This is a genomic window from Sporichthya sp. (assembly GCF_013815995.1).
Classification (GTDB): Bacteria; Actinomycetota; Actinomycetes; order Sporichthyales; family Sporichthyaceae; genus Sporichthya.
In genome coordinates, this window is sequence record NZ_JACDFE010000129.1 from 1 (window position 1) to 12,429 (window position 12,429).

Consider the following 12,429-nt stretch of genomic DNA (forward strand, 5'->3'; position numbering starts at 1 on the left):
CCGCACACAACGTTCCTTGAGCTTGTCGTCGATCCTCTTCGGCATGGTTCGCATCCTTCCAACTCAAAAGGATGCGGCATCAAACCTGGGGCGCTTCACCCAACGCGGCGACGCCGGAGTTCACGGAGAGCGAGGACCCCACCCCGACTCCCACCGCGAGCCCGACGCCGAGCCCTACGCCGAGCCCCGCTGCGAGCGTGACTCCGAGCCCGACCCCCACCCTCGTCCCGCTACCCGCGCTGCAACTCGTGACCTCACAGCCGCCGAAGGCGTGGTTCGGCCGGCCTACCAGCTCTCCCTGGGCGCCACCGGCGGGCTGGCTCCGCTCACCTGGGCGCTCTGGGCAGCGGGAGCCTGCCACCTGGGCTGAGCCTGACCGGCGCCGGCGCCGTCTCCGGCACTCCGGCCCAGAGCGGGCAGTGGGCGGCAACCATCCGGCTCGCCGACAGTCTCGGCGTCACGGTGAGCCGAACGCTGACCTTCGTCGTGGGCGTCGCCCTCGACACCGCCATCCAGGCCGTGCGGGCCACGGACCTCCCCTACACCTACCGCACGGGCTGCCCGGTCGCACCGTCCGGCTTGCGCCGACTGACGGTGAATCAGATCGGCTTCGACGGCAAGTACTACCGCGGCGAGCTGATCGTGCGGGACTTGGTGGTCACCGACCTCACCTCCGTGCTACAGCGCGCCTTCGACGCCAAGTTCCCGACCCGCCGGATGGAGCGGGTGGACGTCCACCGCGGGTCCGACGAGCGGTCGATGGCCGCTGACAACACCTCGGCATTCAACTGCCGACACGTCACCGGCAACCCGGCCCGGCTCTCCCAGCACTCCTACGGCGACGCGGTCGACATCAACACGGTGGAGAACCCCTACGTGACCGCCAGCCGGGTGTACCCGCCGGGGTCGCGCAGCTACCTCAACCGCTCGCGCTACCGCACCGGGATGATCCTTCCAGGTGGCTCGGTGGCCAAGTCGGTCGCGGCCCGGCGCTGGTATTGGGGTGCGCGGTGGAAGAACCCGGACTACCAGCACTTCTCGAAGAACGGGAAGTAGAGAAGCAAGCGGCCGACCTGACCCCACCGTCGCTACGCCTGGTTCTGGATCCAATCGACGACCAGATCCATCTTGCCCGCCAGGCCGTCGACCTTCTCCGAAACGCCGTCTACACCACCCGCAAGCCCGTCGACCCGGCCCGAAAGACCACCGACCCGGCCCGACAGGCCATCGAACTGGTCCGAAAGACCACCGACCCGGTCAGAGAGCACGCCGACCCGGCCCGAAAGGCCGGCGACGTTGTTCGACAGCTCAGCCAACGCGACGCTGTGCTCGCCGAGGAGCCGCCCGTGGTCGCGCAGCGTTCCGAGAATGACGTCCTGCGACCCGAGGACGGCATTCAGTTTCTCGCCGACCACAACGCCGCCAAGCTCCGTGGCGCGCACACGCGCCTCGAGGGCGCCCACGCGGCGCTCCAGGTCCTCGATCGAACTCGCCATACCCACTCCAACTCCTGTCCGTCGATGGTAAGCGGACGCCACCCGAGGGGGATGCGTTCGCCCGAGCACCATCATTCGGGCGGGGTCTGACACCCGGTTTTCGCAGCGGGCTGACGCTCATCAGGTGTGCTTGTTGTTGATCGTGGCGTGTGCATTTTGTGGATTCGAGGTCGGAGGGTGTCCTCTTCCGGACTCGCGAGCTGTCGCTTCGCCTAGCCCGGGCGGCGGGCCGTGGTGGCGGCGATCCAGTCGTCGAGGAGCCTCGCCGCGCTGGCGTCGTCCACCGACGCCGCAGCGGTGGCGATGCCGCGCTCGATCCGCTCGAGCAGCGGCGCGGTGTCGGTGGGGTCGCACATCGCCAGCGCGGCGCCGGCGTTGAGCAGCACCGCGTCACGGACGGGGCCGGTCTTTCCGGCCAGCAGGTCGCGAACCACGCCGGCGTTGTGCACCTTGTCCCCGCCGCGCAGGTCGCCCGGCTCCGAGCGGGGCACCCCGAGCGAAGCCGGGTCCAGCGTGCCCTCGGTCACCGACCCCGTGCGCACCTCCCAGTAACTGGAGGTGGTCGTGGTGGTCAGCTCGTCCAGGCCGTCGTCGCCGCGGAACACCAGGGCGGAGATCCCCCGCCGGGCGAGCACGCCGGCCGCGATCGGGGCGATCCGCCGGTCCGCGACGCCCACCGCCTGCGCGGTCGGGCGGGCCGGGTTGGCCAGAGGCCCGAGGAAGTTGAAGATCGTCGGGATCGCCAGCTCGCGGCGCACGGGGATCGCGTGCCGCAGGGCCGGGTGGTAGACCGGCGCGAAGCAGAAGGTGATGCCGGCCTCGAGGGCCACCGCCGCCACGTCGTCGGGCGCCAGGTCCAGCGCGACGCCGAGCTCCTCGAGCACGTCGGCGGTCCCGCAGGCCGAGGACGCCGCGCGGTTGCCGTGCTTGACCACCCGGACCCCTGTCGCGGCGGCCACGATCGAGGCCATCGTCGAGATGTTGACGGTGTGGGCCTGGTCCCCGCCGCTGCCGACGATGTCCAGCGTCGGGCCGGGCACCTCGATCAGCCGGGCCCGCTCGAACATGGCCCGGACCAGGCCCTCGACCTCGGCGACCGTCTCGCCCTTGGAACGCAGCGCGACCGCGAACGCGGCGATGTGCACCTCGGACGCCTCGCCGCCCATGATCTGGGCCATCGCCCAGGCGGTGGTGTCGGCGTCGAGGTCCTCGTGGCGCACCAGGGCGCCCAGCAGCCCGGGCCAGGTAGTCACGAAATTCTCACCGCCGCTTCAGGCGATGGTGCGGGCCAGCCGCTGCCGCATCAGGGCAGCGACGGCGTCGGCGGTGGCGATCGGGTCCACGGGGTGGGTGACCACCGCGTCGGCCCGCGACCAGGTCGCCAGCCAGCCGTCCTGGATCCGGCCGATCAGCACCAGGATCGGCGGGCAGCGGTAGATCTCGTCCTTGAGCTGGCGACAGATGCCCATCCCGCCGGCCGGGACGGCCTCACCGTCGAGGACGGCGACGTCGATGCCGCCGCCGTCCATCGCGGCAATCACGGCCGGCTCGGTGGCGCAGTCCAGGATCTCGACCCGGGGCAGCTCCGGGGCGGGGCGGCGGCCGAGCGCGAGGCGCACCGCGTTCCGGACGTTCACGTCGTCGCTGTAGACCAGGACACGCATGGTGAGCTCGGGCTCGCGGTGCTCGCTCACGGGGATCTCTCCTGGTCATCCGGGCCGGGCGTCTCGCCAGATCGTATCGACGCCTTCAGCGCCCTCGGTCCGAACGCGGGCGCCGGCCGCCCTTTGCCGGATTCCCGGGCCGCAGGTGCCCGGGGCGCCGGACCTCCGGCCGCCCGCTCCTCGACCGCCCGCGCGGCTTCTGCCGCCTCCAGGCGGTCCAGGCGTCGGTCCTCCCGGCGGGCCTCCCGTTCCGAGTCCTTGATCCAGCCCCGGAACAGGGCGGCGAAGACCACCAGGCCGATCAGGTCGCCGCTGACCCAGAGGATCCCGCCGGCCGTCTTCTGGTCCGAGAGCGGGCTGGCACCCCACGGCCGGTCCATCCCCAGGTACCAGTCGCCGGCGATGAGGGTGCTCATCGACATGATCGCCACCCCCAGCCAGGCGTGGAACGGCAGCGTGAGGAAGACCGCGATCACCCGGATGGGGTACTCGGGCCGGCGCGGCAGCGGGTCGATGGCGAGCAACGTGGAGTACCAGAGCGTCCCGACCATCACGAAGTGGATGTGGTTCGCATCGTGCAGCCAGGGGTGCTCAAGCGTCTGTTCGTAGAGGCCACTGAAGTAGAGGACGAACGGGTTGATCACGAAGATCGCGCCGGCCACCACGGGGTGGGTGAGTACGGCCGCGACCCGGGAGTGGATCACAGTGAGTACAAGAGACCGGCCGCGCGCCGGCAAGGTGCGCAGCGCGAGCGTGATCGGGGCGCCCAGGACCAGGAAGAGCGGCCCCAGCATCGCCAGCATCATGTGCTGGACCATGTGCACCGAGATCAGCACGGTGTCGTAGCTGGCCAGCGGGGACGCGACGGCGATCAACAGCCAGCCCAGGCCCGTCAGGAAACTGACGGTCCGGCTGATCGGCCACGGGTTTGTGCCCTTGTGCATTGTGCGGACGCCGAGCAGGTAGAGCCCGCCGGCGAGGGCGATTCCGAGCAGCGCGAGCGGCTCGACCGTCCACTCGGTCAGCCACCGCGAACCCTCCAGGGCGGGCCCCGGGTCGTGGGGTCCACTGTGGGCCCGGACAACACCGGTCAGGGCGTCCGGGAGAGCCTGCCGCAGGGCGTCGGGGAGCACCTGCCGAGACTAAGCCGACACTCTTTCCGACACCGGGGGGGCGGTCACCGATCATCCGGGTGAGCCCGGCATAATCACGCCCGTGGCCACCGCACAAGCTGTCGAAACTCCGCATGCCCACGGAGCCGTCAACCGACCGAACATGGTCAGTGTCGGCACGATCGTGTGGCTGTCCTCGGAGCTGATGTTCTTCGCGGCACTGTTCGCGATGTACTTCACGATCCGGTCCGTCACCGGCAACGAGAACTGGCCGCCGGAGGACGTGAATCTGAACCTGCCGTTCGCGGCGGTCAACACCACGGTCCTGGTGTTGTCCTCGGTCAGCTGCCAGCTCGGCGTCTTCGCCGCGGAGCGGGGCGATGTCGAGAAGCTGCGGTTCTGGTTCGTCATCACTTTCCTGATGGGCGCCTTCTTCGTCGCCGGCCAGGCGACGGAGTACACCGAGCTCACCAACGAGGGCGTGACGATGTCGGCCCACGCGTACGGCTCGATGTTCTATCTCACGACCGGTTTCCACGGTCTGCACGTGACGCTCGGACTCTTCGCGTTCCTGTTCGTGCTCGGACGAACATTCGCGGCGACCCGGTTCACCCACGAACAGGCCACCAGCGCGATCGTCGTCTCGTACTACTGGCACTTCGTCGACATCGTCTGGATCGGCCTGTTCGGCATGATCTACCTGCTCAAGTAAGGGAATGGCGTGAAACGGCTCTCCGCACGACGGCGCCACCCGCTCGCGGGACTCGTCGTACTTCTCTTGGCCCTCGGCGCAGTCGGTGGTCTGTATTCCGCGTTCGCCCCCTCCGGCACTGCCGAAGCGGCGGACGACGCGTCCTCGCTGCAGATCCAGGAGGGCAAGGGGCTCTACATCACCAGCTGCTCCAGCTGCCACGGCCTCAACGCCGAAGGCACCTCGGACGGCCCGGAGATCGCCGGGCTCGGCGCGGCAGCGGTGGACTTCCAGGTGGGCACCGGCCGCATGCCGCTGCAGTCCCGGGAAGGACAGGCCCCGGCCAAGAAGCAGCTCTTCACCGAGGAGGAGACGGTGGCGATCGCCGCCTACGTCGCCTCCCTCGCGGGCGGGGCTCCGATCCCCACCGCCGAGCAGTACGCCGCTGACGGCGACCTGCAGGAAGGCGGCGAGATCTTCCGCACCAACTGCGCGTCGTGCCACAACTTCATCGGTAAGGGCGGCGCGCTGACCCGCGGCAAGTACGCCCCGAACCTGACCGGCAGCGACCCCAAGCACATCTACGAGGCGATGCTCACCGGTCCGGAGTCGATGCCGACTTTCAGCGACGGTGTCCTGACCCCGGAGCAGAAGAAGGACGTCATCACCTACATCAAGACCATTGCCGCTGAGCCGGACCCGGGTGGCTACGCCGCCGGCCGGATCGGGCCGGTCACCGAAGGTCTGTTGGTGTGGACGGTCGTCATCGGCGCCCTGATCGGCGCCGCGGTCTGGCTGGGGGCGAAGCCGTCATGAGCTATGGCATCGACACGCACGGCGGGCACGGCACCGACCTGGCCCAGGTCGAGGGCGACCCGTTCGCCGACCCCGGCCTCCCGCACCACACGCCGCGCCGTACCGACATCGACGCCCGCGCGGCCAACCGCGCGGAGCGTCAGGTCGCGGGTCTGTTCGGCCTGAGCACCATCCTGACCATCGGGTTCATCGTCGCCTTCGTGTCGATCGACAAAGAAGACACGATGTACGTAGTCGGCCTCGGCACGATCAACTCCCTGAACTTCGCCCTCGGCGTGACCCTCGGCGGTTCGCTGCTGTGCATCGGCTTCGGCGCCATCCACTGGGCGCGCAAGCTGATGAACGCCGAGGAGATCGTCGACTACCGGCACCCGATGAAGTCCTCCCCGGAGGACACCGCGGACGCGCTGGAGCTCGCCAAGCAGGGTGTCGCTGACTCCGCGCTCCCGCGCCGCAAGCTGATCTGGACCTCGCTGATCGGTGCGATGGCGCTGTTCCCCCTCGCGCCCGTGATCGCCCTGCGTGACCTGGGCCCGCTGCCGCACAAGAAGCTGCGCGGCACGCTGTGGGACAAGCCCGAGCACCGCGAGATCGTGCACGCCAACGACGAGCGCCGGCTCAAGCCGTCGGACTTCGCCCTCGGCACGATGATCTCGGCCAAGCCGAACGACCTGGAATCCCTCGAGGACCTGGCCAAGGCCGCCATCGTGTTGATCAAGATCAACCCGCAGGAGATCCGCTCCAAGGAACTGGCCGACCGCGGGTACCGCGGGATCCTGGCCTACTCCAAGATCTGCCCGCACGCGGGCTGCCCGCTCGGGTTGTACGAGGACGAGACCCACCACATGCTCTGCCCGTGCCACCAGTCCACCTTCGACCTGGCCGACTTCGGCCGCGTCGTCTTCGGGCCGTCGGCGCGCAACCTGCCCACGCTGGCGATCACCGTGGACGACGAGGGATTCCTGGTGGCCAAGGGCGGCTTCGACGAACCCGTCGGGCCGACCTTCTTCGAGCGGGGTGACGCCTGATGTCCACGCCAGAGACCCCGGCCGCTCCCCCGAGCCCCGCGGCCAAGGCCGGCGCCGGCGTCGCGACCTACCTCGACGAGCGGCTCGGCACCAACGCCGCCGGCAAGAAGAACCTGCGCAAGGTCTTTCCCGAGCACTGGTCGTTCATGCTCGGCGAGATCGCGCTCTACAGCTTCATCATCCTGCTGGCGACCGGGGTCTACCTGACCCTGTTCTTCAAGCCGAGCGCGCAGGAAGTGACCTACGACGGGGTGTACGCGCCCTTGCGGGGCGCACACATGTCCGAGGCCTACGCCTCGACGCTGGACATCAGCTTCGAGGTGCGCGGCGGCCTGTTGATGCGTCAGATCCACCACTGGTCCGCGCTGATCTTCGTCGCGGCGATCTTCATCCACCTGTTCCGGATCTTCTTCACCGGCGCGTTCCGCAAGCCGCGTGAGCTGAACTGGCTGATCGGCAACGGCCTGCTGACGATGGCCCTGATCGAGGGCTTCGCCGGCTACACGATCCCGGACGACCTGCTCTCCGGCACCGGCCTGCGCATCGCCGAGGCGGTGATTCTCTCGATCCCGGTGGTGGGCACCTACGTGCAGTTCTTCCTCTTCGGCGGGGAGTTCCCCGGCGACGACATCATTCCGCGCCTGTTCATCATCCACGTGCTGCTGCTGCCGGGCATCATGCTCGCGCTCATCACCGTGCACCTGATGCTGGTCGTGGTGCAGAAGCACACCCAGTTCCCGGGCCCGGGGCGGACCAACGAGAACGTGGTCGGCTTCCCGCTGATGCCGGTGTACATGGCCAAGGCCGGTGGCTTCTTCTTCATCGTGTTCGGCGTCTGCGCCCTACTCGGCGGCATCGCCCAGATCAACCCGATCTGGTTGTTCGGGCCCTATTACCCGGATCAGATATCCGCCGGCTCACAACCGGACTTCTACATCGGCTTCCTCGAAGGCTCGCTGCGCGCGATGCCCAACTGGGAGACGAACCTGTTCGGGCACTCGATCAGCTGGAACGTCCTGGTGCCCGGGCTGATCCTGCCGGGCATCATGATGACGCTGCTCGCCGTCTACCCGTTCATCGAAGCCTGGGTCACCGGGGACAAGCGGGAGCACCACCTGCTCGACCGCCCGCGCGACGTCCCGGTCCGCACCGCCTTCGGCGCGATGTCGATCGCGTTCTACCTGCTGCTGTTCATCAACGGCGGGAACGACATCATCGGCCTCACCTTCGACATCTCGATCAACAACGTCACGCGGTTCACGCAGGTGGCGCTGATCGTGGTGCCGCCGATCGTCTTCGTGATCACCAAGCGGGCCTGCCTGGGTCTGCAGCGCGCGGACCTGAACCGGGTTCTGCACGGCAAGGAGACCGGCATCATCAAGCGGCTCCCCAACGGCGAGTTCATCGAGGTGCACGCCCCGATCTCCGCCGAGGAGCGCTTCTCCCTGATGCAGCGCAACACCTACGCGCCGCTGGCGGCGGGGCCGGCCACCGACGAAGAGGGCGTCCCGACCCCCGGCCACAAGGTCGCGAAGGTCCGGGCCAAGCTCTCGAAGTTCTGGTACGCCGACGACATGCCCAAGCCGACGCCCGAGGAGTACGCGGAACTGACCGCGGGTCACGGGCACGGCGACGACCACGGCACCGACGTCGAGGGCCACGGCCACTGATTTGCCCGTTACGTCCGACCGATCGTGGGTTGTAACCCACCTTCGACCGGACGTAACGCGTTGACTGGGGCAAACCGTGATCCGGGCGTTGCTCGGCGTCGCCGTCACCGATCTCGTCGCCCAGATCGCCTGGCTCGGATGAGGAACTCGGCCAGCCTGATCCTTGCCGCAGTGTTGCTGGCCGCGGGTGGTGCGAGTGCCTAGTGGACGTGGTCGCCGCGGTAGTACTCCATGACGAAGCCGAAGACCGCGAAAGCGAAGATCGGCACGGCCAGGGCGAACATCCAGAGCCCGAAGGTGATGCCCAGGAAGCCCATCGCGCCGGCGCCGGCCAGGATCAGCGGCCACCAACTATGTGGACTGAAGAAGCCGAGTTCGCCGGCACCGTCCTGGATCAGCGCGGTGGGGTCGTCCTCGGGGCGCAGGTCGATGCGCTTGGCCGTGAAGTACAGGTAGAACCCGACCAGCGCGCACAGACCGAAGGTCAGCGCGAGCGCGGTGGTGCCGGTCCAGTCGTGCGAGTAGTGCCAGTAGACGGGAATGACCGGGACCAGGAAGAGCCCGATGCCGTTGAAGACGTTGGCTTCGACCTTCATCGCGTCTACTCCTGTCCGTATCCGACGCCGCCGTGCCCGGGCTCGTCGCCGTCGTCACGGTCCAGCACAGCGGTCTGTGTGCGCCCGTGACCCTCGAGATCGGGCTCGCCGTAGATCTCGTCCAAGATCGTCTTGTTCCTGGTCGGGGAATCGTGGGCGGAGGCAAACTCCGGGTGGTGCAGGTCGAACGCGGGGCTCTCGGAACGGATCCGCGGCATCGAGGAGAAGTTGTGCCGCGGCGGCGGGCAGGAGGTCGCCCACTCCAGGGAACGGCCAAAGCCCCACGGGTCGTCCGGCAGCGGCACCTTCGGCTTCCGGTGGGTCATGATCACGTTGAGGATGAACGGCAGGGTCGACATGCCCAGCAGGAACGCCCCGACGCTGGAAACCATGTTCAGCGTTGTGAAGCCCTCACTGGCCCTGTAGTCCGGGTACCGCCGTGCCATGCCCTGCGCGCCCAGCCAGTGCTGCACCAGGAACGTGGTGTGGAAGCCGAAGAACAGCGTCCAGAAGTGGATCTTGCCCAGACGCTCGTCGAGCATCCGGCCGGTCATCTTCGGCCACCAGAAGTAGAAGCCGGCGAACATCGCGAACACGACGGTGCCGAAGACCACGTAGTGGAAGTGGGCGACGACGAAGTAGGAGTCCGAGACCGCGAAGTCGATCGGCGGCACCGCGAGGATGACGCCGGTCAGGCCACCGAAGAGGAAGGTCACCAGGAAGCCGACCGACCACAGCATCGGGGTGTCGAAGGAGATCGCCCCTCGCCACATCGTGCCGACCCAGTTGAAGAACTTCACCCCGGTCGGTACCGCGATCAGGAAGGTCATGAAGGCGAAGAACGGCAGGAGCACACCGCCGGTGACGTACATGTGGTGCGCCCACACCGTGACCGACAACGCCGCGATCGACAGCGTCGCGAAGACCAGACCCTTGTAACCGAAGATCGGCTTGCGGCTGAAGACCGGCAGGATCTCGGTGATGATGCCGAAGAACGGCAACGCGATGATGTAGACCTCGGGGTGCCCGAAGAACCAGAACAGGTGCTGCCACATCAGAGCGCCGCCGTTGGCGGACTCGAAGACGTGGGTGCCGAACTGGCGATCGGACTCCAGGACCAGCAGCGCCGCCGCGAGCACCGGGAACGCGATCAGCACGAGCACGCTGGTCACCAGGATGTTCCAGGTGAAGATCGGCATCCGGAACATCGTCATGCCGGGCGCGCGCATGCAGATGATCGTGGTGATGAAGTTGACGCCACCGAGGATGGTGCCGAAGCCGGACAGGGCCAGACCCATGATCCAGAGGTCGGCGCCGATACCCGGTGAGTGCACCGCGTCGTTCAGTGGCGCATAGGCGAACCAGCCGAAGTCGGCGGCGCCACCGGGGGTGAGGAAGCCGAGCATCGCGATCGATCCGCCGAACAGGAACAGCCAGTAGCTGAACATGTTGAGGCGCGGGAACGCGACGTCCGGGGAGCCGATCTGCAGCGGCATGATCAGGTTCGCGAAGCCGACGAACAACGGCGTCGCGAACATCAGCAACATGATCGTGCCGTGCATCGTGAACAGCTGGTTGAACCGCTCGTTCGAGACCACCTGGTTGCCCGGGCGGGCCAACTCGGCCCGCATGATCAGGGCCATCAGGCCGCCGAGCAGGAAGAAGATGAACGACGTGATGACGTAGAGCACGCCGATCTTCTTGTGGTCGGTCGTGGTCGCCCAGTCGATGATGACCGCGCCCATCGACTTCTTGCGGGACCGCGAACGGGTGCTGACCCGTTGTGCCTGCTCGTAGGTGGTCACGAGGTGCCTCCCGACTCGGACGTGGCGGGTTCGCCCTCGGTACTGGGTTCGGTGCCGGCGCCGTCGGAGGCAGGCTCGCTGTCCTCTTCCTCGGCCGTGGGCTCGGAGCCCTCCTCGCCGGCGGCGGGCTCGGTGCTGTGGTCTACGCCGGCGTGCTCGTCCTGGTAGGAGTCCTCAAGGTTGTAAGCGCGCTCGCGGGCTTCCTTGGTGTTCTCGACGCCGCGCGGCAGCTGGCCTTGCTGACCGTTCTTCTTCAGCTCGTCGATGTGCGCCCTGTACTCGTCCTCGCTGACGACCTTGACGGTGAAGAACATCCGCGAGTGGTCGCGCCCGCACAGCTCGGCGCACTTTCCGGAGAAGGTGCCCAGCTTGTTCGGGGTGAGCTCGAAGGTGTTCGTCCGGCCCGGGATGACGTCCATCTTGAACAGGAAGTTCGGCACCCACCAGGAGTGGATGACATCCGCCGAGGTGACGTCGAAGTGGACCAGCTTGTTCACCGGCAGCCACAGCTCGGGCTGTTGGGCCGGTGTGCCCGTCTCGTAAGCGTTCTGGGTCACGTAGTTGAACGACCAGCTCCACTGCCGGCCGACCACGTTGACCGTCAGGTCGGCGGGTCGGTCCTCGTCGAGAATGATCGATTGGTCGCGCTCGGTGAAGTAGAAGAGCACAACGACCATGACGAACGGCAGGATCGTGTAGAGCGCCTCGATCGGCAGGTTGTACCTGGTCTGGATCGGGATGTCGTCGGCGTGCTTCTTCCGGTGGAAGATGCAACTCCAGACGATCAGGCCCCACACCACCGCCCCGGTGATGATTGCGGCGAGCCAGGAGCCCTGCCACATGAGCAGGATGCGCGGAGACTCTTCAGTCGCGGGCGTCGGGAAACCGAGCCGGGGCAGGTCTTCGTCGTTGCACCCGGTACAGATCAGCATGACGAGGGCCAGCAGACCCAGCATCGCCCAACGGCGAGTCCGCGGCGAGCGTTCTGGCGGTGAACCGATCGGGCGCAAAGGGGCCTTCCCAGGGTGCAGATCACGGGCCGAAACCCGCGGGCGATCATCGTTGGAACTGCGGCGGCAGCCTACTCTGCGCACGCCCGGCAGCTGCGGCCAGGGCGGTCGTGGCGCGGGGCTAGGTTGGCGGCGTGGTCGAGGCCTTGGGCGAGTCGCCAAACACTCCTGAGACGGCGTACTTCGACGCCGCCTCGACCGAGCCGCTGCACCCTGTGGCCCGCGCCACACTGCTGGCCGCACTGGACGACGGCTGGGCCGATCCGGCGCGGCTCTACCGGGACGGGCGCCGCGCCCGGATGCGACTCGACGCAGCCCGCGAGATCGTCGCCGAGGTCCTGCGCGTGGCGCCGGCCGACGTCTCATTCACCGCCTCCGGAACGCAGGCCCTGCACCTGGGGATCCAGGGCTGCCTCAAGGGCCGCGCCCGGGTCGGCAGCCACCTGGTCGCGGCCGCCGTCGAGCACTCCGCCGTGCTGCATACGGCCTCGGCCCACGAGGGCGCCGGCGGCGCTGTGGACCTGGTCGGGGTGGACCGGGC

The 12,429-nt window shown here is 68.0% G+C and carries 12 protein-coding genes and 1 pseudogene; 6 read left to right on the forward strand and 7 right to left on the reverse strand.

Annotation, left to right across the window (positions count from 1 at the left end):
- The first annotated feature begins 339 nt into the window (after positions 1-339).
- Positions 340-1,056: a M15 family metallopeptidase gene (locus tag H0X00_RS14715; protein WP_293772372.1), complete on the forward strand. Its 717-nt coding sequence runs from the start codon at positions 340-342 to the stop codon at positions 1,054-1,056.
- A gap of 32 nt (positions 1,057-1,088) precedes the next feature.
- On the opposite strand, the gene H0X00_RS14720 is transcribed toward H0X00_RS14715, so the two are convergent.
- The 4 genes from H0X00_RS14720 to H0X00_RS14735 all read right to left on the reverse strand — a co-directional run bounded on the left by H0X00_RS14720 (position 1,089) and on the right by H0X00_RS14735 (position 4,293).
- Positions 1,089-1,496, reverse strand: coding sequence for a hypothetical protein (locus H0X00_RS14720; protein ID WP_293772357.1), 408 nt, complete (start codon positions 1,494-1,496; stop codon positions 1,089-1,091).
- Positions 1,497-1,708: 212 nt separating this feature from the next.
- Positions 1,709-2,749, reverse strand: a complete 1,041-nt coding sequence (trpD, locus tag H0X00_RS14725) for an anthranilate phosphoribosyltransferase (protein WP_293772358.1) — start codon at positions 2,747-2,749, stop codon at positions 1,709-1,711.
- Positions 2,750-2,767: 18 nt separating this feature from the next.
- Positions 2,768-3,160, reverse strand: a complete 393-nt coding sequence (locus H0X00_RS14730; RefSeq protein WP_367186640.1) for a hypothetical protein — start codon at positions 3,158-3,160, stop codon at positions 2,768-2,770.
- Positions 3,161-3,186: 26 nt separating this feature from the next.
- Positions 3,187-4,293 (reverse strand): cytochrome c oxidase assembly protein, encoded by a 1,107-nt coding sequence (locus H0X00_RS14735; protein ID WP_293772361.1) that lies wholly within the window; start codon positions 4,291-4,293, stop codon positions 3,187-3,189.
- Between the two features lie 73 nt (positions 4,294-4,366).
- On the opposite strand from H0X00_RS14735, the gene H0X00_RS14740 reads away from it, so the two are divergent.
- From H0X00_RS14740 to H0X00_RS14755, 4 genes are read left to right on the forward strand one after another with little or no spacing between them, the layout of a single operon-like run.
- On the forward strand, positions 4,367-4,984 hold the full coding sequence (locus tag H0X00_RS14740) for a heme-copper oxidase subunit III (protein WP_367186641.1): 618 nt from the start codon (positions 4,367-4,369) through the stop codon (positions 4,982-4,984).
- A gap of 9 nt (positions 4,985-4,993) precedes the next feature.
- Entirely contained in the window at positions 4,994-5,779 is a 786-nt protein-coding gene (locus H0X00_RS14745) for a c-type cytochrome (protein WP_367186638.1), read from the forward strand.
- Positions 5,776-6,807, forward strand: a complete 1,032-nt coding sequence (locus H0X00_RS14750; RefSeq protein ID WP_293772365.1) for a ubiquinol-cytochrome c reductase iron-sulfur subunit — start codon at positions 5,776-5,778, stop codon at positions 6,805-6,807. Before H0X00_RS14745 ends, H0X00_RS14750 begins: the two co-directional genes overlap by 4 nt.
- Positions 6,807-8,477: a ubiquinol-cytochrome c reductase cytochrome b subunit gene (locus H0X00_RS14755; protein WP_293772366.1), complete on the forward strand. Its 1,671-nt coding sequence runs from the start codon at positions 6,807-6,809 to the stop codon at positions 8,475-8,477. The genes H0X00_RS14750 and H0X00_RS14755 overlap by 1 nt, the downstream gene beginning before the upstream one ends.
- 200 nt (positions 8,478-8,677) lie before the next feature.
- Here the strand turns inward: H0X00_RS14755 and H0X00_RS14760 are convergent, their stop codons facing one another.
- From H0X00_RS14760 to coxB, 3 genes and pseudogenes are all read right to left on the reverse strand, one after another.
- Positions 8,678-9,073 (reverse strand): cytochrome c oxidase subunit 4, encoded by a 396-nt coding sequence (locus H0X00_RS14760; RefSeq protein ID WP_293772367.1) that lies wholly within the window; start codon positions 9,071-9,073, stop codon positions 8,678-8,680.
- A gap of 5 nt (positions 9,074-9,078) precedes the next feature.
- Positions 9,079-10,818, reverse strand: coding sequence for a cytochrome c oxidase subunit I (gene ctaD / locus H0X00_RS14765; RefSeq protein ID WP_367186642.1), 1,740 nt, complete (start codon positions 10,816-10,818; stop codon positions 9,079-9,081).
- Positions 10,819-11,093: 275 nt separating this feature from the next.
- A pseudogene (gene coxB / locus H0X00_RS14770) lies at positions 11,094-11,888 on the reverse strand (cytochrome c oxidase subunit II); the annotation flags it as partial.
- 134 nt (positions 11,889-12,022) lie between these two features.
- Here coxB and H0X00_RS14775 point away from each other — a divergent pair.
- On the forward strand, positions 12,023-12,429 hold a 407-nt coding region (locus H0X00_RS14775), incomplete at its 3' end, for an aminotransferase class V-fold PLP-dependent enzyme (RefSeq protein WP_293772371.1).

What these genes read in the sequence shown, in the direction of transcription:
- H0X00_RS14760 (WP_293772367.1), bottom strand. Translation starts at nt 9,073, where the DNA reads ATGAAGGTCGAAGCCAACGTCTTCAACGGCATCGGGCTCTTCCTGGTC.
- H0X00_RS14750 (WP_293772365.1), top strand. Translation starts at nt 5,776, where the DNA reads ATGAGCTATGGCATCGACACGCACGGCGGGCACGGCACCGACCTGGCC.
- ctaD (WP_367186642.1), bottom strand. Translation starts at nt 10,818, where the DNA reads ATGGGCGCGGTCATCATCGACTGGGCGACCACGACCGACCACAAGAAG.
- H0X00_RS14755 (WP_293772366.1), top strand. Translation starts at nt 6,807, where the DNA reads ATGTCCACGCCAGAGACCCCGGCCGCTCCCCCGAGCCCCGCGGCCAAG.
- H0X00_RS14720 (WP_293772357.1), bottom strand. Translation starts at nt 1,496, where the DNA reads ATGGCGAGTTCGATCGAGGACCTGGAGCGCCGCGTGGGCGCCCTCGAG.
- H0X00_RS14730 (WP_367186640.1), bottom strand. Translation starts at nt 3,160, where the DNA reads ATGCGTGTCCTGGTCTACAGCGACGACGTGAACGTCCGGAACGCGGTG.